Origin of the sequence: Paenibacillus durus ATCC 35681, from assembly GCF_000993825.1 — a bacterium.
Lineage (GTDB): Bacteria > Bacillota > Bacilli > Paenibacillales > Paenibacillaceae > Paenibacillus_AQ > Paenibacillus_AQ durus_B.
Genome location: NZ_CP011114.1, coordinates 1 through 22,948, shown reverse-complemented (window position 1 = coordinate 22,948; position 22,948 = coordinate 1). Strand labels below are relative to the sequence as shown.

The 22,948-nt window shown below is 53.7% G+C and carries 16 protein-coding genes, 3 rRNA genes and 1 riboswitch; of the genes, 3 read left to right on the top strand and 16 right to left on the bottom strand.

Translation table 11 applies throughout. The features are described from left to right. Positions 1 to 2: 2 nt before the first annotated feature. From purS to purE, 5 genes are all read right to left on the bottom strand, one after another. Positions 3 to 248: a phosphoribosylformylglycinamidine synthase subunit PurS gene (gene purS, locus VK70_RS00105; protein ID WP_025333142.1), complete on the bottom strand. Its 246-nt coding sequence runs from the start codon at positions 246 to 248 to the stop codon at positions 3 to 5. Between the two features lie 93 nt (positions 249 to 341). Beyond that, positions 342 to 1,235 carry a phosphoribosylaminoimidazolesuccinocarboxamide synthase gene (locus VK70_RS00100; RefSeq protein ID WP_025693773.1) on the bottom strand — a complete coding sequence of 298 codons (894 nt, stop codon included), beginning with the start codon at positions 1,233 to 1,235 and terminating at the stop codon, positions 342 to 344. 27 nt (positions 1,236 to 1,262) lie between these two features. Further along, positions 1,263 to 2,558: an adenylosuccinate lyase gene (purB, locus tag VK70_RS00095; RefSeq protein ID WP_025693774.1), complete on the bottom strand. Its 1,296-nt coding sequence runs from the start codon at positions 2,556 to 2,558 to the stop codon at positions 1,263 to 1,265. Positions 2,559 to 2,564: 6 nt separating this feature from the next. Next, positions 2,565 to 3,842, bottom strand: coding sequence for a 5-(carboxyamino)imidazole ribonucleotide synthase (locus tag VK70_RS00090; RefSeq protein WP_046722586.1), 1,278 nt, complete (start codon positions 3,840 to 3,842; stop codon positions 2,565 to 2,567). Further along, on the bottom strand, positions 3,839 to 4,324 hold the full coding sequence (purE, locus tag VK70_RS00085) for a 5-(carboxyamino)imidazole ribonucleotide mutase (RefSeq protein WP_025695465.1): 486 nt from the start codon (positions 4,322 to 4,324) through the stop codon (positions 3,839 to 3,841). The genes VK70_RS00090 and purE overlap by 4 nt, the downstream gene beginning before the upstream one ends. Before the next feature lie 236 nt (positions 4,325 to 4,560). Further along, positions 4,561 to 4,662: riboswitch (purine riboswitch) on the bottom strand. A 308-nt stretch (positions 4,663 to 4,970) separates the two neighbouring features. Between purE and VK70_RS00080 the strand changes: the two genes are divergently transcribed. The 3 genes from VK70_RS00080 to VK70_RS00070 all read left to right on the top strand — a co-directional run bounded on the left by VK70_RS00080 (position 4,971) and on the right by VK70_RS00070 (position 6,918). Further along, entirely contained in the window at positions 4,971 to 5,657 is a 687-nt protein-coding gene (locus VK70_RS00080; RefSeq protein ID WP_025695466.1) for a hypothetical protein, read from the top strand. A 24-nt stretch (positions 5,658 to 5,681) separates the two neighbouring features. Next, positions 5,682 to 5,891, top strand: a complete 210-nt coding sequence (locus VK70_RS00075; protein ID WP_025695467.1) for an FAD-dependent oxidoreductase — start codon at positions 5,682 to 5,684, stop codon at positions 5,889 to 5,891. Positions 5,892 to 6,345: 454 nt separating this feature from the next. Beyond that, on the top strand, positions 6,346 to 6,918 hold the full coding sequence (locus tag VK70_RS00070; RefSeq protein WP_025695468.1) for a nitroreductase family protein: 573 nt from the start codon (positions 6,346 to 6,348) through the stop codon (positions 6,916 to 6,918). Positions 6,919 to 7,066: 148 nt separating this feature from the next. On the opposite strand, the gene ltrA is transcribed toward VK70_RS00070, so the two are convergent. From ltrA to VK70_RS00005, 11 genes are all read right to left on the bottom strand, one after another. Beyond that, positions 7,067 to 8,359, bottom strand: coding sequence for a group II intron reverse transcriptase/maturase (gene ltrA, locus VK70_RS00065; RefSeq protein WP_046722584.1), 1,293 nt, complete (start codon positions 8,357 to 8,359; stop codon positions 7,067 to 7,069). A 749-nt stretch (positions 8,360 to 9,108) separates the two neighbouring features. Next, positions 9,109 to 9,888: a transposase gene (locus tag VK70_RS00055; RefSeq protein WP_025698584.1), complete on the bottom strand. Its 780-nt coding sequence runs from the start codon at positions 9,886 to 9,888 to the stop codon at positions 9,109 to 9,111. Between the two features lie 731 nt (positions 9,889 to 10,619). After that, positions 10,620 to 11,054 carry a universal stress protein gene (locus VK70_RS00050; RefSeq protein ID WP_025689265.1) on the bottom strand — a complete coding sequence of 145 codons (435 nt, stop codon included), beginning with the start codon at positions 11,052 to 11,054 and terminating at the stop codon, positions 10,620 to 10,622. 403 nt (positions 11,055 to 11,457) lie between these two features. Further along, positions 11,458 to 12,753 carry an IS110 family RNA-guided transposase gene (locus VK70_RS00045; protein WP_025694359.1) on the bottom strand — a complete coding sequence of 432 codons (1,296 nt, stop codon included), beginning with the start codon at positions 12,751 to 12,753 and terminating at the stop codon, positions 11,458 to 11,460. A gap of 142 nt (positions 12,754 to 12,895) precedes the next feature. Then, complete coding sequence (locus VK70_RS00040; RefSeq protein WP_025696963.1) at positions 12,896 to 13,159, bottom strand: DUF1294 domain-containing protein; 264 nt, start codon at positions 13,157 to 13,159, stop codon at positions 12,896 to 12,898. Positions 13,160 to 13,318: 159 nt separating this feature from the next. Continuing rightward, entirely contained in the window at positions 13,319 to 14,545 is a 1,227-nt protein-coding gene (locus VK70_RS00035; protein WP_025696965.1) for an MFS transporter, read from the bottom strand. 140 nt (positions 14,546 to 14,685) lie between these two features. Beyond that, positions 14,686 to 15,063 (bottom strand): winged helix-turn-helix transcriptional regulator, encoded by a 378-nt coding sequence (locus tag VK70_RS00030; RefSeq protein WP_025696967.1) that lies wholly within the window; start codon positions 15,061 to 15,063, stop codon positions 14,686 to 14,688. Between the two features lie 401 nt (positions 15,064 to 15,464). Next, on the bottom strand, positions 15,465 to 17,609 hold the full coding sequence (locus VK70_RS00020; protein WP_046724002.1) for a DNA topoisomerase III: 2,145 nt from the start codon (positions 17,607 to 17,609) through the stop codon (positions 15,465 to 15,467). 337 nt (positions 17,610 to 17,946) lie between these two features. Next, positions 17,947 to 18,063 (bottom strand): 5S ribosomal RNA (gene rrf / locus VK70_RS00015). 124 nt (positions 18,064 to 18,187) lie between these two features. Beyond that, positions 18,188 to 21,114 (bottom strand): 23S ribosomal RNA (locus VK70_RS00010). A gap of 209 nt (positions 21,115 to 21,323) precedes the next feature. Beyond that, positions 21,324 to 22,879 (bottom strand): 16S ribosomal RNA (locus VK70_RS00005). The 16S, 23S and 5S rRNA genes sit together here, the layout of an rRNA operon. Between the last annotated feature and the right edge of the window lie 69 nt (positions 22,880 to 22,948).

Sequence of the window (22,948 nt, the reverse complement as noted above, 5' to 3'; positions counted from 1 at the left end):
ATTCACGCCTCCAATTCGTATCGGTAATCCTCAATTACCGTATTTGCGAGCAGCTTCTCGCACATTGCCTTAAGCCGCTTTCCGGCCTCTTCACGGTCGTTCGTATCCAGAGTCAGTTCAATATACTTGCCGATGCGCAGACTTTCAACTTCCTGAAATCCTACGGAATGGAGCGCCCCTTGTACAGCTACACCCTGGGGATCAAGCACGCTTTTTTTAATGGTGACATATACCGTCGCTTTTAACATACCCTTGTCGTTCCTCCTAAATGTTCATGCCGTTAAGCATTTTAATTTATATTGAATTTCCCAATATCCAAAGATTTCCCAATATCCAAAAAATTAGTTCAGCGAATGACCGGTAATCCGGTGGTAAATATCCAAATAGCGGCGGCTCGTCTCGGTGACGACCTCCTCCGGAAGCGGGTCAGGGGTACTGTTCTTGTCCCAGGAAGAGGAAGCAAGATAAGCCCGCACTGGCTCCTTGTCCATGCTGTCGATTTCAATATCCAGCGCATATTTGTCCTTGGCCCAGAAGCGGGAGGCGTCCGGCGTGAAAATCTCGTCAATCAGGATCACCTTGCCATCCAGAATACCGAATTCGAATTTGCAGTCGGCCAGCAAAATGCCGCGTTCCGCGCAGTAATCACGGGCAAATCCGTACAGCTTCAGGCTCTTCTCCTTAAGCTCGTTCGCCAATTCCTCGCCGATTAACTCCTGCATTTTGGTAAAAGGAATGTCCTCATCGTGTCCGACGTCATTTTTGGCCGCCGGGGTGAAGATCGGTTCCGCCAGCTTCGCGTTCTTACGCAGACCCTTAGGCAGCTCAATGCCGTTCACCTTGCCGGTCTCCTGATACTGCCGCCAGCCGCCGCCGGTGATGTAACCCCGAACGACGCATTCCATATCGATCCGCTGCGCTTTCCGAACTATCATGATCCGGTTTCTCAGCAGCTCCGGCTCCTTGGCAATACTTCCGAGACGGTCCACATCGATATGCACGACATGGTTCTCCAGCAGCTCCTTCGTCTGGCCGAACCAGTAGGCGCTTAGCCGGTTCAGCACATTGCCCTTCTCCGGTACGGCCGGCTCCAGCACATAGTCGAACGCGGATATCCGGTCGGTCACGACGATCAGCATGTGCTCTCCCAAATCGTACAGCTCGCGCACTTTGCCTTTATACAGCAGCGGTGCGTCGATCAAATCCACCGCAGTCGATACGGCAGGATGTGTCATGGTCTTTCCTCCCTTGAAGAAATGAGTTTAGATCAAGCCCAGCTTGCGGAAAATCGTATCGACATTTTTGAGATGCCACGATGGATTGAACGCGTCAGCGATCTCACCTGGGCTAAGCACCGCCGTAATTTCCGGAGTACTCTCAACGATCTCGCGGAAATGCTGCTGCGTCTCCCATGCCTGCATAGCACGCGGCTGCACTGTATCGTATGCCTGCTCGCGGCTGAAGCCTTTGTCGATCAGCTTCGTCATGACGCGGCCGGAGAACGGCACGCCGAAGGTGCGCTCCATGTTGCGCTTCATATTTTCCGGGAATACGGTCAGGTTCTTCACGATATTGCCGAAGCGGTTAAGCATATAGTTGAGCAGCATCGTCGCATCCGGAAGAATGACCCGTTCCACCGAGGAATGCGAGATGTCGCGTTCATGCCAGAGCGGTACGTTCTCGTAAGCCGTAACCATGTGCCCGCGAATGACCCGGGACAGGCCGGAAATATTTTCGCAGCCGATCGGGTTGCGCTTATGCGGCATCGCCGACGAACCTTTTTGTCCCTTGGCAAAAGCTTCCTCAACCTCGCGCACCTCGCTCTTTTGCAGCGCGCGGATTTCGGTGGCGAACTTGTCCAGTGAAGTGGCGATCAACGCCAGCGTCGCCATGTACTCGGCATGACGGTCGCGCTGCAGCGTCTGCGTCGAGATCGGCGCGGGGCTAGTACCCAGCTTGCGGCAGACGAACTCCTCCACGAACGGGTCGATGTTGGCGTAGGTGCCGACCGCCCCGGAGATTTTACCGAACTGCACGCCGTTCGCAGCATGACGGAACCGCTCCAGATTGCGCTTCATTTCCTCGTACCACAGCGCCATCTTCAGTCCGAACGTCGTCGGCTCGGCGTGTACGCCGTGCGTGCGGCCCATCATCGGAGTATCTTTGTAGGCGATCGCCTTGTCTTTTAAAATTTCAATGAAATTCACAATATCCTTCTCCAAAATCTCGTTAGCCTGGCGCAGCAGGTAACCAAGCGCCGTGTCAACGACATCGGTGGAGGTCAGGCCGTAATGCACCCATTTGCGCTCCGCCCCAAGGCTCTCCGATACCGCGCGCGTAAACGCGATAACGTCATGGCGCGTCTCCTGCTCGATTTCGTAGATGCGGTCGATGTTGAACTCCGCGTTCTCCCGCAGCTTGACCGTATCCTCTTTCGGGATGACGCCAAGCTCCGCCCACGCCTCACAGGCGCACAGCTCCACCTCGAGCCAGGCTTTGAATTTATTTTCTTCGGTCCAGATGGCACGCATTTCCGGTCTGCTGTAACGTTCGATCATGTGATTTCAGTTCCTCCAAAGGTTAGTTTGCTCCACCCAGGCCAGCGCATCCGCCGTGTCCTTGCAGAGCAGATTGATATGGCCCATTTTGCGGCCGGTCTTGCTTTCGGTCTTGCCATATATATGAAGCTTGGGGATGACTCCAAGCCGGTTGGCCTCTTCATCATCGCTGGAAAAACGTCCGACTGCCCCTTCCAGATGCTCGCCCAGCACATTGACCATAACGGCCGGGGTCAGCAGTTCCGTGCTTCCAAGCGGCAGGTTGCATACCGCCCGCACATGCTGCTCGAACTGCGAGGTGGCGCAGGCGTCCATCGTATAATGGCCGGAGTTATGCGGCCGGGGCGCCAATTCGTTAACGAACAGTTCGCCGTCCTCCGTCACGAACATCTCCACCGCCAGCAGCCCGACGGCGTCTAGCCCCGCGATCAGCTTCTCCGCCAGCTCGCGGGCTTTGCGCTGGATGGCTTCCGGCACCCGGGCGGGGACGATGGACAGGTGGAGAATGTTGCTCACATGAATATTCTCCGCCGCTGGAAAGCTTTTCACCTCGCCCCGCGGACTGCGGGCGGCGACCACGGAAATTTCGCACCGGAACGGCACGAATTTCTCCAGCACCAGCGGGGCGTCTTCCGCTCCCGGGAAGCCGGCGTCTCCTGCGGACGGCCCGGCTTGCGGCGAAGCGGCCGAGCCGGTTTCGGCCGCCGGAGCGCCTTCCGGCGCGAGCCGCCGGAACGCTTCCTCCAGCTCGTCCACCCGCCGGAGGACGGCCTGGCCCTTACCGTCATATCCGCCGGTGACGGTCTTCAACACCGCCGGCAGGCCAAGCTCCGCAGCCGCCGCCTTAAGATCCGCAAGGCTGGCCACCTTACGGTACGGGGCCACCGGGACGCCCGCAGCTATGATGGCGGCCTTCTCGCGCAGCCGGTGCTGCGTCGTGTGCAGCAGCGCGCTGCCCTGGGGCACGTACGATTCCTCCGCCAACAGAGCGGCTACGCCCGCGTCGACGTTCTCGAACTCGTACGTGATCACATCCGCGCGGCGCGCAAGCTCACGCGCCGCATCGATGTCGTCGTACGCCGCGACAATCTGCGGCGATACCTGCCCGCAGGGCGCATCCGGCGCGGGGTCCAGCGCCACGAAGCGGTAGCCCATGGCGCTGCCGGCCAGCGCCATCATGCGCCCGAGCTGCCCGCCGCCAAGTACGCCGACGGTCGCTCCGGGGCGAAGCGGCTGCGCCTTCCGCTCCGACAGGTCCGCATCTCTGCTTACTCCGCCGCTCATAGATCGTCGCTGCCTTCCAGCACTTCGTCGCGAATCGCGTCCCGGCGATTCTGCGCCCGGCGCCGCACCTCAGGATCGAACGTGCCGATGATCTGGGCGGCCAGCAGCCCCGCGTTGACCGCTCCCGCCTTGCCGATCGCCACCGTGGCGACCGGAATGCCTCCCGGCATCTGCACGATGGAGAGCAGCGAATCCAGCCCGTTCAGCGCCTTCGATTGCACCGGCACACCGATAACGGGCAGGATCGTCTTCGCGGCTACCATGCCCGGCAGATGCGCCGCGCCTCCCGCGCCCGCGATAATGACGCGAATGCCCCGCTCCGCAGCCTCCTCCGCAAATTGGAACATGAGATCCGGCGTACGATGTGCGGATACGACCTTTTTCTCATAGGGGATCTCCAGTTCCTCCAGCGCCTCGCATGCATGCTTCATTGTTTCCCAGTCCGATTTGCTGCCCATAATAACAGCTACCTGCACCGACATGATTCAACCTGCCTTCCGTTCATTGGAATGATCATTCAGCTCCAGTTTCTATCTTGACCCATTTCGCTATAGTTTTCCATAATTCGCACAAAAAAAGCCCGATTCCCAAACATATTTTCCGGGAAATTCGGACTACCAAACGGGAATTAAGAACATTTTCCGCGCACTCGCCTCGGGGCGAGACAGGAAAAAGGACAGCATCGATTCTTCCGGACAAGCCCGCAAGCGATGTCGCCTTATGTCTATCAATTCCCCGTAGTCCGGAAATTTACGGTTCCCAGGTAGAAACTTCCGGACCTTATTTCCGGATTTATACGAGCTGTTGATGCCTTCAGTTTAACAACCCCCTACACCGTATGTCAACTTAAACACGAACATTATCATACCGTCTCGTTCAAATGTTCGTTTTTTGACAATCCTCTCCATCCTTGCATGAATTCCTTATCTCCGAAGTTTGTCCATATCCGCAAAATAAATTAATGAAATTTTCCTTTATAAATCTGCATGGGTATTTGCATTATTTTTTACATTATTGTGTCGTTTGCAACTTATCTCCTTCTGGGGTAGGGGTTTGCTGATACCTAAATATATCTAAATATATTTATATATCTTTAATGTTAATAAATTAATGAAAGGAGAGCAGCTTATGCGAATATTGGTGAGTATTGACGATACGGATCATTTTACGACTAAAGGAATAAAGGGAACCGGCGATTTGGCAAAAAATATATCCCGCGCCATTAAGTCGAACGGCTGGGACACATCCAGCAGAATTACCCGGCATCAGCTCCTGCTCCATAAGGACATCCCTTACACATCACACAACAGCTCCATGTGTTTTGAAGCGGATATTGATCCTCGGTATCTTCAGGCTGTCATTGATTTCAGCGCCCGTCATTTGGAAACGGAGAGCGAGCCGGAGGCTGATCCCGGCCTGTGCGTCGTCGTCCCGGACCGGCTTGCAGACCCTGTGCGATTAATCGACTACGGTTATCTAGCCAAACGGGAGGTGCTGGACAAGAATAGTGCTTACACTTTAGCGTCGGAGCTTGGCATTCACCTGTCGGAACACGGCGGAACGGGGCAAGGTGTAATCGGGGCGATAGCCAGAGCGGGACTGCGTCTTGGGGGCAACGACGGGTCGTTCAAAGATAAGCATAAGGCCGGAGAGCCGGGAACCCTTCTTACAGCAGCCGAGCTCTGTGCGCTTGCCAAAGTAGACCGGATCATCAGCCTCGACGGTACGGTTCTGGGCGGGGAAGAAACGGTGGTCCTCCTCGGAAATATGGTGAAATCCATTTTATCCGAAGGCAAAGCGGAAGCAGCCGATTAGCTCACGGAAAGGATTGAAGGACCCTTGTACGATATCGTCATCATAGGCGCCGGAATTGTAGGAACTGCGGTTGCCAGAGAACTGTCCAAATATAAGCTTGGCCTCGCCGTGCTTGAGAAAAATAATGAGATTGCCTGCGGCGCAACGAAGGCGAACAGCGGCATCGTCTACAACGGGCACACCGCCCGGCCGAACAAGCTCACTTTATATATATTTTATTATACCAAGGTATAATTAAATATAATTGTGTCATTACATAGAATGTTTTGTCGAAGTCGCGCAATATAACACTACAAATTAAGTGATATAATATAACACTCTAACCTTTTTCTCCGTTGCAGCCACTCTATGCCAGCCACTTTAGCAACTTCGAATGTTAATATTTTTTTCATAGCTTGCATTGAAAAGAATCTGGCTTTTCCTCTATTCATTTGGTGGTGCTTCTCCCAAGCGGTGCTGCTGTTTCCTATTTTGCTGCGGGAGATTCGCTTATTCCGCCGAGGCATCTCTATTGAGGAGCGGATTAAGCATCTAAAAAGCTCTCTGAGGAAATGGATTCCAGTTTGAGTCAGACATGGTATACTGATAGAAATGCTGAGGGTATGAAATGTACTGTACGAAGAAGAACGGCTGAAGGCCGCCGATTATTTAGGCTAAACATGAAGCCGATAAATGGAGGTAGTCGAGTGTGATTAAAGAGCTTGTCAAGAAAAACCGAACATACAGAAGATTTTATGAGAATGTTAAAATGGAGCGAGAAACTTTGGAGGAACTGATTGACCTGGCGCGTCTGTCTTCCAGCGGAGGCAATTTGCAATCCCTGAAGTACATCCTTTCCCATGATGAAGAGAAGAACAGCCTGATCTTTCCGCATCTGAGATGGGCGGGTTATTTGACAGATTGGGACGGACCGGAGGAGGGCGAGAGACCTTCGGCTTACATCGTAGTACTGGGCGACAAAGAGATAAGCGCTAACCATTTCTGGGACCATGGAATCGCTTGTCAAAGCATCCTGTTGGGCGCTTGCGAGAAGGGACTGGGGGGCTGCATGTTCGGTGCCAGCAATAAACAGGCTTTAGTAGAGGCGCTTCATATTCCGGAGCGGTACGAGCTTATTCTGGTTATTGCGCTTGGCAAACCGAAGGAAGTTGTTGTCCTGGAAGAAGTAACGGAGCCGCAGAATATTAAATACTGGCGCGACGGACAAGGCGTTCACCATGTGCCGAAGCGAAAACTTGAGGACATCATCATTAATTTATAAATCGTTCGTCCTACAGAACCCTAACGCGAATTTCATACCCTCATCTAGAGTAAAGGCCTGAAGAAATTTTCAGCCCCTCCTCATCAAACCGTACGTGAGGTTTTCCCTCATACGGCTTTCCGATGTTCGTCATTCATGGGCATGCAGATCACAAGAGCGTTTTAAGTCCCATCGTTTGAGCTAAGATGTTCACTTCTCGTACTAAACTCATCCACCTGTTGCGCTGGCGTTTCTTGGCATACCACCGGGCAAGTCGCTGGAGAATGTACCAATCCAGTTTCGCAAGCTTCTGCTGGCTGTAAGGCGTGTAGTAGTAGTTGCGCCACCCCTGTATCTTCGGATTTAGCCATGCCACATGATCGTTAAGCGACTTATGACGCATGGCCGGCGGAGCCAACCGCTCCTTTACTACTTCCCGTATGCGTTCTTCCGCTTTCCGGGTTAGCCACTGCTGGGTCGTATAGTACACCTTCCCTTGCGAGGTCTCTGCCTTTGTCTTTCGGTGGTGCAGCCCCAGGAAGTCGAATCCTTCCTCGCCAGTCCATAGTCCGACAACCCGTGTCTTCGCCCTGTGCAAGGTCAGGTCCAGTCGCACCATGATCGCTTGAATGAGAGCGTACGCACGGTCCGCTTCCTTCTTCGTCTTGCACACTACGACCAGGTCGTCCGCATACCGGGTAAGCTCTCCAATCCCGCTGCCGTGACGCTCCCACAGGTTGTCGAAGTAATTCAGGTAGATATTCGCTAGAAGCGGCGAAATGACTCCGCCTTGCGGTGTTCCAAGGTCTGAGCGCCGGACGCTTCCTTCTTCCATAACCCCAGCCTTCAGCCACTTCCTCACCAGTTTTAGTACACGTCTGTCGCTGATTCGCATTTCTACCAGCTTCATAAGCTTCTCCTGATTGATGTTGTCAAAGTAGCCTTGGATGTCGACGTCGACCACCCAATTGCCTTTCCGGTTACAGGCTTTCCGAATTCGTTCCAGCGCCTGCTTGGCGCTCCGCTTCGGTCGAAATCCAAAAGAGGAGTCTTGAAAATCCGCTTCAAAGATGGGTTCCATGACCAGCTTCACTGCCATTTGTATGACCCGATCCCGGACAGTGGGGATGCCAAGCGGCCTCATTTTGCCATCCTTCTTCGGGATGTACTGCCGCCGCACTGGCTGAGGATGATACTTGCCGTCTTTCAAAGGCTGCTCACACTCGTGCAGGAATAGCTGCTCACCGTACATTTCAATGTCCGCCAGCGTCTCTCCGTCCACGCCTGCCGCTCCCTTGTTGACCCGTACTCTCCGCCATGTTTCCCGCAAGATGTCCATCCGGTATACCTTGTCATACAGCGCGTGAAATCTGCGTTTCTTGTTTTCCTTGGCCGCATGACCTAGTTTCATTTGGAGTTGTTGAACGTTTTCTTTTGGTGTCATTAGCCCTCTGGCATTCACTGACTCGTACCTCCTTGTGAAACCTGAACAAAGCAGGGCGCCTTCCCTCCCGCAGGTTGTGTTGTCCTGCGATTCTTCGGTACTATGAGCCCCTCGGACTCCCTTCCTGCAGACCACTCACTTCACCTGTTGAGCTTATAGAGCGTCTCTTTACGGTGTTTCAAAAAAAAACTACGACTGCCCGTTTAGCAAACAAACCCGTTGTTCAAGGCGAGCCAAGTACAAATTCGGGTTTCGACGAAAGCGGAGTCGTTGTACACCTTCCAACAGACGGGATTCCCACTGACTCCGTTCTTGGCGGTAGGAGGCATATTCTACATGTCGGAGTCGACTTAAAAGGTCGGCTTGGTCCAGGGCATCATCCACCCAGACAATAAATTCTCCATTGCGCCAAATGTAACGGTTCCAACTACGCAGCCCCGTCATTCGACGGTGACGTGTCTTGGTCTGACGAAAATATCGTTCATGGTCATTGTTGGTTCGGGGCAGATAAGAGGTGTCATAACACGCAAAGAGGCCCTCCCAAAACCCCTCTGTATATCGCCGGAAATTGGTAACCATAATCACATCCTCTTCGCGAGTATACGTATTCTCCAGTTCGTCTCTTAGCCATTGCATCTGCAGACGGACGGAGGCAGCGGTTTGTCCCGGTTTGGGATTTAGAATATGGGCGGCATCCTCGAGAGGACGAAGCCAGCGCTTCACCGCCTCATATTGAGGATGGAAGGTCTCGAGCTTCTCAAAAAGCTTCAGCAGCTTCCCGTTGAATCGGAGCCCCCTTTTTTAGAGCAGCGTTTCAGTGATTTCTGGATCGCCTTTGCCCCTTCGTAAACCCGGATACCGGGAAGATCCAGAGGCGGATTGCCATCTTCCAGCAAAATGGAGCGTACGGCCGCCAGGTATTCCTTGGTAATCTCGGCTTCGTCGGAGGATTCGCACTGCACTTGTTTTTCCAATTCACGGATACCGCGCAAGTTTTTCTTAATGCCTGTCTTGAGTTTTCGGTCAAGCTCCATGACAGGTTTGGCAATGTCCTTTAGGTAGTGGTACTGACAGTACTGGTACGGGATGTCCGGCCACAGCCCGGACATCGCCAGACGGATCGAATGTTGGCCATCGCTGAGGAGTCCAATGACGGGAAAGCCTAACTGTTCCACCGGTTCGAGTAGACGCTTCAATTCTTCCGCGCTGCCGCTTTTCAAGTTTTTAGCTGCCAAAATGCTGCCGCTAAATCCTTCCCGCACCACGTACAGCGTCTCGTTTCCCTTTTCGGGTTGAACTCCATCCATGGAAAGAAGCAGACCGCCATATTCCCGTACGACATCTGCCAACTTCTCGCGAAGATGGTCGGTCACCGAAGCACGGAGCAAGGTGAGATAGCGTTCGTACAGCCGCATACAATTGCGCTCAGAGGTCACGACACCTCGTTGGTTCAATTCCTCGTTTAGTTCCGCAAGGGTGTAGTGGTGCTTGAAGCGAAGCTCGCCAACGAGCGCAAGCACATCGAAGCCATAAGACGTGTGTTTCATAACTAAAGCATCAGCTTGGGCTGAACGATAATACGCTTTAGGGTAGGGGCAGTTAGGCCCCGGGCACGAGTATGCCATGCTCCAAACCTCAATGATTCCGGACAATGTATTTACATTTTTATGCCAAGCGGTATGATGCCGCTTCAGTTTAGTCCCGCAATGGGGACAGTGTCGCAGCTCGCTGTGGAAATATACTTTTTGCTCAGGAACAATTCGGTTTTTGATTGAAGGCATAAGAAGCCCCTCCTTCCTTACCCTTTATTACCCGGTAGGAAGGACTTTACCGTTGATTGGTTAGTGAAACGGGCAGACGTAGAAAAAAAACTCCCGTGCAGGGGAGGGTATCCCCAGTTCACTGCATCCTCTTTCAGACCATGCCGCTCCCCATACGCCGGAGGATTCTTCGCTGTCGCTCCAAGTTCTAGACAGCTTCCGTGGCCTTCGTCCAATGATCCGAGACTCGGCTTCCTCTTGTCCCTCTTGCGAGGCCTTTTTGACGACGCGGCAGGATTCACTTTATGTTACGGCCTGGTATGTTGCTCGCCTTGTCTCTGACAAGTACTTTCGTCGATACGCTTCTACGCACAGATTTCGCCATACGCAGGTATCCTAGCTACACGGGGGCTTGGTCCCTCCCGTGACCGGACTTTCACCGGCTAGAAGATGCGTGCTTATCTGGGCACGCAATTATTAAAAAAGGAACGCCGAAGCGTTCCTTGTCACCAAAGCTATTATTTTACGACCAGCACCGGAATCTTCGCACTTTGCACCACGTTATGGCTGACGCTGCCGAGCACGAATTCGCGAATGCCGCCAAGCCCTCTGCTGCCGATTACGATAACGTCTGCGGCGTTATCCTTGGCGTATTTCAGAATGGTCTCCGCAGGCGAGCCTTGCAGCAGCTCAACTTTTGCATTAAGCCCTTCCGTTTCAAGCCGTTTCTTCACTTCTTCCGTCGTCTGCACCGCCAAATCATAGTAATCTTTGTTAACCGAAGCCGGCAGAGGCGCGAGAGCTTCCCCGATAAAAAACCGCGGAAATTCAAATGCGTGTACGACATGCAGGGAGGACCCCGGCGTTACCTTGGCTAACTCGACCGCACGATCCAACGCTTTGTTGGCTGCTTTCGAGCCGTCATAGGCGAGCAAGATTTTAGAGAATAACATGTGCGTCACCTCCCACTATAAATTAATATTTTCTCTTGTTTACTCACTCGTTCTTAGGTTTTCAACCTTTGACAATTGGAGAGATGGAGAAGTCATGTAAGGATGACATTATTTTCTGGTGAAGCCGATGGCGGGAATAGAGATTGGGGGAAGTTGTCCCCAGCCCATGGATATTTTCTATGATCGCACCTTGGATATCCACATCCTACTCTTGACGGCTTACCCTCCCATGTCACGCGGGGTCTTTGCCCTTACATTCCTTCGTTCTGCCTCTCAAAAGGTGGACGCCGTTTCTTGCTCCTTTACAGGGTCGTTGCCCTTATGGTGAAAAACCTACGGCTGCTCCGTGCTTCCATTGTCTTTGGTCCTTTCAGTCCGGTGAGAAACGTGATTTCGGTTTTTCTTAAGCTGCCATCTGGATCTGGGCCTGACGTACCGGCCCTAAAACGTCGTTTGCATCGTACGGAATTTGCTTGGTGCCCAGCGTATGCAGGACACGTATGAGTTTCCCACACAACGCCACAATGGATTGCTTTTTCTTCAGTGGATTCTGACTTCGTTTGGTAAAGTACTGGTGCAGCGCCTTAAACTCGGCGTTCTTTGCTACCATGGGCATCACTGCCCGAAATAGCAAGGCCCTTAGCCTTGCGCGTCCACGTTTGGTAATGCTGGATTTGCCTTTTTTCTTTCCTGAACTGTTCTCTTTGAGGTTCAGTCCGGCCAGCCGAATAATCTGCTGTCCATGCTCGTAACCGCTCAGATCCCCGACTTCCGCCAGGAACCCCGCCAAGGTAACCACAGCCACGCCCGGTACGGTGAGCATCTCTTTCGTTCCCGGGATTTGCGAGAGTAGACATTCCACCTCGGTCAGAATCTCTTCGAGTTGTCTGGCGAACATTTCGTACTGCTCCAGAAGCGTTTTGAGCTCGATTTTTGCTGCAGGAAGTCCTTCGGTCAGACCGATGGAACTTCTCGCCGTTTCCATGAGGTGCTGAGCTCGTTTGGCTCCTACGGCTCGTTTCAAGTCTTTCTTCCACCGCTGTACAATGGCCTCTGTGCCCATCTCTACGATTTCGCCTGGCGTCGGAAACTCACCAAGCGTAATGCGTGAAGCCTTGCCTTCCCAGTCTTTAAATACCTGCGTGTACTCCGGAAAGAAGCGGTCCAGCCAGTTCTGAACCCGGTGTTGCACCTGTCCGAAGTTCACCATGATCTTTTCCCGAAGATTCATGAGAATCCGCAGATCGGCATAAACGCTCGTCGGCAGTTTAGGCTCGCTGTACTTCCCGTTTCGCACCAAATCGGCAATGACCTTGGCATCTTTATAGTCATTTTTCGTGGGTGAATTGTCTTCCAGTTCTTTGCTTTGGTGTACGTGATGGGGATTTACAATGACCAAAGGAATACCCTGCCGCCCTAAATATTCCGCCAGCGTAAACCAGTAGTGTCCGGTGGGCTCAATGCCGAAGATGACGTCCGTCTTGGCATGCTCCCGCTGAAGCCCCTTCATCCACTGAACCAGTTGCTCTAGCCCGGTACGGGTATTGGAGAACACACAATCCTTCCCCAGTTCAATCCCGCGAAAATCGATAGCGCGGGACACATGGGTTTCTTTGGCGATATCTGCGCCGACCACAAGAGTACTTTCGGAAATTCGGGTGATTCGTTGATTCTGTTTCTTCGATTGTTTATACTTCATAGTGAGCGTCCTCCTTTTAATTCGGGCATGAATGTGATCGCATTCGAGACCCAGCATACAGGAGGCGCTTTTTTTGTTCAAACCTCAATTTAATTCATTACAGGAATGGCTCTTTTTTTGTTTTGACCTGCCGATGAAATAGTTACTGCAAAAAATAACTGTATATCAGGACGTTCAGGAGCAGCAGCAGCGGAATGCCGATTACAAAGGATAGATGCCGCGTCTTGTGGCGTCTGCGGTACATCGCCGTAAGCACGCCGAGAGCCCCGCCAATCGCCGCCAGCAGAAACAGCGTTTTCTCGGGCACCCGATCCCGCCTGTTTCGGGCTTTATCCTTGTCCTCCGACATGACCATATAACCGATAATATTGATGGCCGCAAACCACAACGTCACAAGCTTGACCATTCCAGGCTCCCTTCCCCTGCCGTCCTATACTCTTATTATATTCTTCTTTCAGGCAAAAAACCAACTAGGCTCGCGCCTCTGAACGCCTGTTTTCCCGTCATTCCTTGCGCTATCTCCCCTTGCAGACGGACAAGCGCCGCTCTTCATTCACAGCCGGACTCAGGCGCTTATTTTGACGCTTGCCCTATCTTTTTCCCTAAGCCAAATGAAAGAGAGCAGCGCAGCGAAGCCAGCAGCAATCCCTCCTAGCCAAAATCCTCCCCTCAATCCATACACCGCGCTCATCCAACCCGCGACAAAAGGACCGCCCGACATTCCCAGCGCATACACCGCCTGATAGAATCCCATCGCCGTCGCCCGCTTATGCGGATGGATATCCGACACCGACTTGCCGAGCAGCAGCGGGAAGATTAGCCCCTGCATAAACCCGTTCCCGATCTGGGTGGCGCACAGCGCCCCGAAGCTCGGCATCGCCGGAATGAGCAGCGTAAACAATGCGCTTCCGGCAAAGCCGAGCACGAGCGTGCCGCGGTCGCCCAGCCATCTTCCAAACACCCGCGCCCCGTACAGTGTCGCCGCCGCGTGGGGCAGCATGAACGCCAGCGTGAGCCAGCCCAAGCTTTCTTTATCGGCTCCGAGATTCAGCGCCTGATTGGGCGTGTATCCGAACATGGTAATGAACAGCACGCAGTGGGCCAGCACCGACAGCAGGGACACTTTTACCAGCACCGGTTCCCGTATGACCGGCACCAGCTCGCCGAGCTTAATCGCGGTTTCTCCGCGCACCTCATGCTTCTCAGGCAGACGCAATCCGATCAGGAGCGCCAACGCAGCGACGGCGGCTCCGGCCCAGAACGGGGCATTCCAGCCCCAATGCTCCACCATGTAACCGCTGAGCATCATGCTGGTCAGTTGGGCGATTACCATCGTAAACTGCAGCATTCCCATCGCCCTGCCGGCCTCTTCCTTTGGAAAATACCCGGCGTACATTACGCTGTATACGACCCATGCACTTGCCGCAATGCCAGATACGGCGCGCCCTGCAAGCGCCCAGCCGGGATAAGGCCCCAGCAGAAACAGCAGGCAGCTGGCACCGCTTGCGATCAGCCCAAGCCATATGAACGGCCGTCTCCGGTTAAGATAGTCCGAGCCGATCCCGATGGGCATCCGGAACAAAATCTGCATCAAGCCGTAAACACCCAGCACCATTCCTACCATCAAGTAGGACGCGCCCAGATGCTCCACGTAAGGAGAAAGCACCGGAACATAAATATAGGAGGAGAACCAGAATAAATAAACAATGACCAGAAAAAAAAACCGGGCACTTCGGCTGCCCGCCGGAGCCGCATCCGCCTGTGTTGACACTTTCGCTTGACTTAACGCCACTTGGAATCACCCAATCCCTCGTTTAATCTTTCAGCTGTATTCGCGGACATCTCTTTTTCCTTATTTATACTGGGACGTGTTCGCCCTTGCAAATGTCTCGAATGATGCTGCGTCCGGAACTGATTCGATTACTAATACGGTTACTTCGTAGAAGGAAGCTGTCCGCCGCTTGAGCCGGGTCTTTTTTTATACACTTCGCCCCAATCGCGCATTAGCAGAATAATCGGAACCAGTGTGCGGCCGAACTCTGTTAGCGAGTATTCGACCTTGGGCGGCACCTGATGATACACTTCGCGATGGATCACGCCGTCCTCTTCCAACTCTCTCAGCTGAAGGGTCAGCATTCTTTGAGTAATGGCGGGGCATATCCGTCTGAACTCGTTAAACCGCTTGGTTCCTTCGATCAGGTGATACAGCAGAACCCCCTTCCATTTGCCCCCGATCACATCCAGCGTATATTCTACCGGACAGCCCAAGTTATTCGGACATTCGCCATATCCAACTTTACGGTTCCGCATACAAATCCTCCCTAGGTATCAATATAGATACTACATACATTTATGTATGTACTTATCATTTTGCAGCTGAATATTTAAATTAATTATAGGACATTTCTTCTGTTGGCACACAAAAAAATTTGGGAGATGGAGGACATATAAACCGCTTAATCTTACGCGGCTTCTGAGCAAGAGCACACGGGCCGGACCATAGGAAAAATCGTGTTGGAGCATTTGGAATAAGCCCTCCTTAAGACGGGAATGGATACTTCTTCCACAACCACGCGCTTTACCTGAAAGTTAAAGCTCCGGTACCCCCGCAGCGCAAAGAGGCCATGAACGGCTTCCCATTCTTGGCCTCTTCTTGTTTTTATGCTTCACTTTCCACTCTCGCCCGGGTTCTTAGCCGTTGATCAGCCTCGTTATTTCCCGTCCTTATTACCTTCCATTGCGGCTTTCAGCAAATCCCCCAGATTAGTGCCTAAGCTTTCCGGCTTGCTGTACTGCTGCACCAGCTTCTGCTGCTCGCGTTTGTTCATATGCTTGCTATCCTTGTTCACCGTCTCCGTAATGCCGCAACCAAGACACTGCACGAATAGTCCGGCCTTGCCTTCTTTCAGTTCCATTTTCTTGTGGCACTGCGGGCAGCGGCGGTTCGACAGCCGCTTCTCTCCGGCGCGGGTGTAGCCGCAGTCCTCCGCCGGACAGACGAGGAGCTTGCCGCGCTTCGACTTCTTCTCCAGCAGCCGCGTGCCGCACTGCGGGCAGTGGCTGCTCGAGACATTATGCGGCTTATATTCGGCGCCGCTGTTCTTCACCTCTGCGACGAGTTCCTTTGCCATGCCGCGTATACCCTTGAGAAATGGCTCCGGCTTCCCTTGGCCGCGGGCGATTCGCTCCAGCTCGGCCTCCCAGCGGGCCGTCAAATCCGGAGTACGCAGCTGCGGGGAGACCAGCTCGATCAGCTGCTTGCCCTTGCCGGTCGGATGCAGGACATTGCCCTGCCGCTCGATCGTATCCGACGATACGAGCTTCTCGATAATGTCGGCGCGGGTCGCCGGTGTGCCAAGGCCGTGCTTCTCCATCTGCGTCAGCAGCGCCGCCTCGCTGTAGCGTCCCGGCGGTTGCGTCCGTCTTCCGCGCAGCATACAGCGGCGGATGGATACCGTATCACCCTGCCACAGCTCCGGCAGCGTCACCCCGCGGCCCTCCGCCTCGTCTCCTCCGTACTCGGACTCCTCATCTTCGTCCGCGCTAAGATCGCCGCCGTAGACCTCCCGCCAGCCGGCGTCCCTAACGGTCGTTCCCTTCGCCGTAAAGGTCTCCCCGTCTACCGTAACCGTCACGGCTACCGCATCGTAACGGGCAGGGGGATAGAACAGGCTGATGAACCGGCGTACGATCAGATCATACAGCTTTCGCTCCTCCGCGCTGAGCTGATTTAGCAGCACTGTCTGCTCCGTCGGGATAATCGCATGATGATCGCTTACCTTGCTATCGTCGACAATCCGCTTCGTAATGTTCAGTTGCTTGCGCAGCAACGGACGGGCGAGCGTCGCATAGGGACCGACCGCGACGCTATCCAGACGCTCCTTCAGCGTCCCCGTCATATCCGCCGTCAAATACCGGCTGTCCGTACGGGGATACGTGACCAGCTTATGCTGCTCATACAGCCGCTGAAGCACGCTCGACGTCTGCTTCGCCGAAAACCCGAACTTGCGGTTCGCATCCCGCTGCAGCTCCGTCAAATCATAAGCGAGCGGATGCGGCTCGCTCTTCTCGCTCTTTTGGACCTTAACCAGCGTACCGCTCCGTCCTTCGAGCCTTTTTGCAAGTGTGGTGCTCTTTTCCTTATCAAAAATCCGGCCGTCTCCACCGCTTGCTCTCCACTGCGCCTGGAAATTTCCGAAGTCCGCCGTCAGCGTATCAAATTCCTGCGACCGGAAATTCATAATTTCCCGTTCCCGGTCCATGATCATGCCGAGCGTCGGCGTCTGTACGCGGCCTGCCGAGAGCGGCGCGCCGAACTTGGTGGTCAGCGCCCGAGTTACATTTAGGCCGACCATCCAGTCGGCCTCGGCGCGGCAGCGCGCCGACTCGTACAGCCGGTCGAACTCCCGGCCCGGCTTAAGGGACGCAAAGCCTTCCTTAATCGCCTTATCCGTCTGGGAAGAGATCCAAAGGCGCCGGAACGGCTTTTTCCACTGAGCCATGGTCATGATCCACCGCGCCAGCAGTTCCCCTTCCCGCGCCGCGTCGGTCGCGATAATAAGCTCGCCGACATCCTGGCGCTTCATCAAATGTTGAACCGTCTTGAACTGTCCGCCCGTTTCCCGCAGTACCTTCAGCTTCATCCGATCCGGCAAAATCGGTAGATCCTCCAACGCCCATGTCGCAAATTTATGATCATAATCCTCAGGCTCCGCCAGACCCACCAGATGGCCAAGCGCCCAGGTCACAATATACTCCGGTCCTTCCATATAGCTCTTCTGCTTCTCGCGGCAGCCCATCACCCGCGCAATCTCGCGCGCTACTGACGGCTTCTCCGCTAATATCAATGCTTTCATAGCTTGCTCCTTTCCGTCTTGAACTATTATAACAAAGAAAACAATGTCAGGTCCCATAAACTACAAAACAGATCGACGGTATGCTAAATTCCTTCCTGCTCCAGACAAGCCCCAAAATAGATTTGATCCTCCCGCTGACCGCATATGTATCAGCTTCGCTTGCTTCAGTTGATACCATAATAACCAACTCATTCGCTATCAACGGCTTCCTATAGCGAGGATATCCAAACTTGCATTCAATTCTCGGTCACACGCCGGGTACGTTCTTTCGAATGTATTCGTGTATTTGAGAGCAAACGCAAAAAACCACTGCTAAAGTATCAGCAGTGGTTCATGTGCTTGGCAACGTCCTACTCTCCCAGGACCCTTCGGTCCAAGTACCATCGGCGCTGGAGGGCTTAACGGTCGTGTTCGGGATGGGTACGCGTGGAACCCCTCCGCCATCGCCACCAAACGGCAGGCCTCAATCGCCTGAAAACTGGATCGAAACGAAACATTGCGTTTCCCCCTGTGCCCGGGGTCCCCGAAAAGTATTCGGCATACTCTTCGAAGCCTCCGCTTCACTTTTTGGGGTGAATTTGGATAAGCCCTCGACCGATTAGTATTGGTCAGCTCCACACGTTGCCGTGCTTCCACCTCCAACCTATCTACCTCGTCGTCTTCAAGGGGTCTTACATACTGGGAAATCTCATCTTGAGGGGGGCTTCACGCTTAGATGCTTTCAGCGCTTATCCCGTCCGTACGTAGCTACCCAGCCATGCTCCTGGCGGAACAACTGGTGCACCAGCGGTACGTCCATCCCGGTCCTCTCGTACTAAGGACAGCTCCTCTCAAATTTCCTACGCCCACGACAGATAGGGACCGAACTGTCTCACGACGTTCTGAACCCAGCTCGCGTACCGCTTTAATGGGCGAACAGCCCAACCCTTGGGACCTACTTCAGCCCCAGGATGCGATGAGCCGACATCGAGGTGCCAAACCTCCCCGTCGATGTGGACTCTTGGGGGAGATAAGCCTGTTATCCCCAGGGTAGCTTTTATCCGTTGAGCGATGGCCCTTCCATGCGGTACCACCGGATCACTAAGCCCGACTTTCGTCCCTGCTCGACTTGTAGGTCTCGCAGTCAAGCTCCCTTCTGCCTTTGCACTCTTCGAATGATTTCCAACCATTCTGAGGGAACCTTGGGACGCCTCCGTTACGCTTTAGGAGGCGACCGCCCCAGTCAAACTGCCCGCCTGACACGGTCCCCGTACCCGCTTAGGGTACCAGGTTAGAACCTAGATACGATCAGGGTGGTATCCCAACGGCGCCTCCACCGAAGCTGGCGCTCCGGCTTCCAAGGCTCCCACCTATCCTGTACAGATCGTACCCAAGTTCAATATCAAGCTGCAGTAAAGCTCCATGGGGTCTTTCCGTCTTGTCGCGGGTAACCTGCATCTTCACAGGTATTAAAATTTCACCGGATCTCTCGTTGAGACAGCGCCCAAGTCGTTACGCCATTCGTGCGGGTCAGAATTTACCTGACAAGGAATTTCGCTACCTTAGGACCGTTATAGTTACGGCCGCCGTTTACTGGGGCTTCGGTTCACAGCTTCGGGTTACCCCTAACCGCTCCCCTTAACCTTCCAGCACCGGGCAGGCGTCAGCCCGTATACTTCGCCTTGCGGCTTCGCACAGACCTGTGTTTTTGCTAAACAGTCGCTTGGGCCTTTTCACTGCGGCCCCCTCGGGCTATTCACCCTACCGAGGCACCCCTTCTCCCGAAGTTACGGGGTCATTTTGCCGAGTTCCTTAACGAGAGTTCTTCCGCGCGCCTTAGAATTCTCTTCTCGCCTACCTGTGTCGGTTTGCGGTACGGGCACCTTCTCCTGGCTAGAGGCTTTTCTTGGCAGTGTGAGATCATGACCTTCGCTACTGCAATTTTCGCTCCCCATCACAGCCTGGCCTTGCGATGCGCGGATTTGCCTACGCATCAGCCTCACTGCTTGGACGGACATCCATCAGTCCGCGTCACTACCCTCCTGCGTCCCCCCATTGCTCATAACGGATTACGGTGGTACAGGAATATCAACCTGTTGTCCTTCGACTACGCCTGTCGGCCTCGCCTTAGGTCCCGACTGACCCTGAGCGGACGAGCCTTCCTCAGGAAACCTTGGGCTTTCGGCGGATCAGATTCTCACTGATCTTTTCGTTACTCATACCGGCATTCTCACTTGTGTACGCTCCAGCTGTCCTTACAGTCAACCTTCAATGTATACACAACGCTCCCCTACCCCTGATGCAAGCATCAAGCCATAGCTTCGGTGGTGTGTTTAGCCCCGTTACATTTTCGGCGCAGAGTCACTCGACCAGTGAGCTATTACGCACTCTTTCAATGGTGGCTGCTTCTAAGCCAACATCCTGGTTGTCTGTGCAACTCCACATCCTTTCCCACTTAACACACACTTGGGGACCTTAGCTGATGGTCTGGGCTGTTTCCCTTTTGACAATGGATCTTAGCACTCACTGTCTGACTCCCGGCGACAAGTAGATGGCATTCGGAGTTTGACTGAGCTTGGTAACCCTTGCGGGCCCCGCACCCAATCAGTGCTCTACCTCCATTACTCTCATTCACCGAGGCTAGCCCTAAAGCTATTTCGGGGAGAACCAGCTATCTCCGAGTTCGATTGGAATTTCTCCGCTACCCCCACCTCATCCCCGAACTTTTCAACGTTCGTGGGTTCGGGCCTCCAGTGCGTGTTACCGCACCTTCACCCTGGACAGGGGTAGATCACCCGGTTTCGGGTCTACGCCCACGTACTTAAGCGCCCTATTCAGACTCGCTTTCGCTGCGGCTCCGGCTCCTCGCCTTAACCTTGCACGTTAAACGTAACTCGCCGGTTCATTCTACAAAAGGCACGCCATCACCCCTAAAATGGGCTCTGACTTCTTGTAAGCACACGGTTTCAGGCACTGTTTCACTCCCCTTCCGGGGTGCTTTTCACCTTTCCCTCACGGTACTGTTTCACTATCGGTCGCCAGGGAGTATTTAGCCTTGGCAGATGGTCCTGCCGGATTCATACGGGGTTTCACGTGCCCCGCACTACTCGGGATCCGTCTTGGAGGGAATCGAATTTCAATTACAGGGCTGTTACCTTCTTTGGCGGGCCTTTCCAGACCTCTTCGTTTACCCTATTCCTTTGTAACTCCATGTAAGACGTCCCACAACCCCGAAGAGCAAGCTCTTCGGTTTAGGCTGTTCCGCGTTCGCTCGCCGCTACTGACGGAATCACTCTTGTTTTCTCTTCCTCAGGGTACTTAGATGTTTCAGTTCCCCTGGTCTGCCTCTATCCATCCTATGTATTCAGATGGAAGTGACTGTGCATTACCACAGCCGGGTTTCCCCATTCGGACACCCCCGGATCAAAGCTTGCTTACAGCTCCCCGAGGCTTTTTCGTTGTTCGCCACGTCCTTCGTCGGCTCCTGGCGCCTAGGCATCCTCCGTGTGCTCTTAGTAGCTTAACCAACTAAGCACTCTTACTTCACTTGTTTGGACACAAGTTTCAGCTAAAAGATGTTCTAAAACGCAATTTTCGTTTCGGTATCCAGTTTTCAAGGATCAAGGTTCTTGCTTTTGAGAGGTTGAACTCTCAAAACTGAGCAACGAGTGAGTGTTGCCGGAAGTCAAGCTTCCGTATTTGAATGTTTCCGCTGCGGGAAACGATTCTCCATAGAAAGGAGGTGATCCAGCCGCACCTTCCGATACGGCTACCTTGTTACGACTTCACCCCAATCATCTACCCCACCTTCGGCGGCTGGCTCCCTTACGGGTTACCCCACCGACTTCGGGTGTTGTAAACTCTCGTGGTGTGACGGGCGGTGTGTACAAGACCCGGGAACGTATTCACCGCGGCATGCTGATCCGCGATTACTAGCAATTCCGACTTCATGCAGGCGAGTTGCAGCCTGCAATCCGAACTGAGACCGGCTTTATAAGATTGGCTCCGCCTCGCGGCTTCGCTTCCCGTTGTACCGGCCATTGTAGTACGTGTGTAGCCCAGGTCATAAGGGGCATGATGATTTGACGTCATCCCCACCTTCCTCCGGTTTGTCACCGGCAGTCACTCTAGAGTGCCCAGCACCACCTGCTGGCAACTAAAGTCAAGGGTTGCGCTCGTTGCGGGACTTAACCCAACATCTCACGACACGAGCTGACGACAACCATGCACCACCTGTCTCCTCTGTCCCGAAGGCCTACGCTATCTCTAACGTATTCAGAGGGATGTCAAGACCTGGTAAGGTTCTTCGCGTTGCTTCGAATTAAACCACATACTCCACTGCTTGTGCGGGTCCCCGTCAATTCCTTTGAGTTTCAGTCTTGCGACCGTACTCCCCAGGCGGAGTGCTTACTGTGTTAACTTCGGCACCAAGGGTATCGAAACCCCTAACACCTAGCACTCATCGTTTACGGCGTGGACTACCAGGGTATCTAATCCTGTTTGCTCCCCACGCTTTCGCGCCTCAGCGTCAGTTACAGCCCAGAAAGTCGCCTTCGCCACTGGTGTTCCTCCACATCTCTACGCATTTCACCGCTACACGTGGAATTCCACTTTCCTCTTCTGCACTCAAGCTGTCCAGTTTCCAGTGCGACCACAGGTTGAGCCCATGGTTTAAACACCAGACTTAAACAGCCGCCTGCGCGCGCTTTACGCCCAATAATTCCGGACAACGCTTGCCCCCTACGTATTACCGCGGCTGCTGGCACGTAGTTAGCCGGGGCTTTCTTCTCAGGTACCGTCACTCCTTAAGCAGTTACTCTTAAGGACGTTCTTCCCTGGCAACAGAGCTTTACGATCCGAAAACCTTCATCACTCACGCGGCGTTGCTCCGTCAGGCTTTCGCCCATTGCGGAAGATTCCCTACTGCTGCCTCCCGTAGGAGTCTGGGCCGTGTCTCAGTCCCAGTGTGGCCGTTCACCCTCCTCAGGTCGGCTACGCATCGTCGCCTTGGTGAGCCGTTACCCCACCAACTAGCTAATGCGCCGCAGGCCCATCCCTTGGTGACAGATTGCTCCGCCTTTCAGCCTCCTAGCAGGAGCTAAGAGGAATTATCCGGTATTAGCTACCGTTTCCGGTAGTTATCCCAGTCCAAGGGGCAGGTTGCCTACGTGTTACTCACCCGTCCGCCGCTAAGTTGATTAGGAGCAAGCTCCATCACAACTCCGCTCGACTTGCATGTATTAGGCACGCCGCCAGCGTTCGTCCTGAGCCAGGATCAAACTCTCCAATAAAGTATTGAAAGAGCGATTCGCTCATTTTGAAACATCTGACGAGAATTTCTTCTCTTCATTTTGGAACTC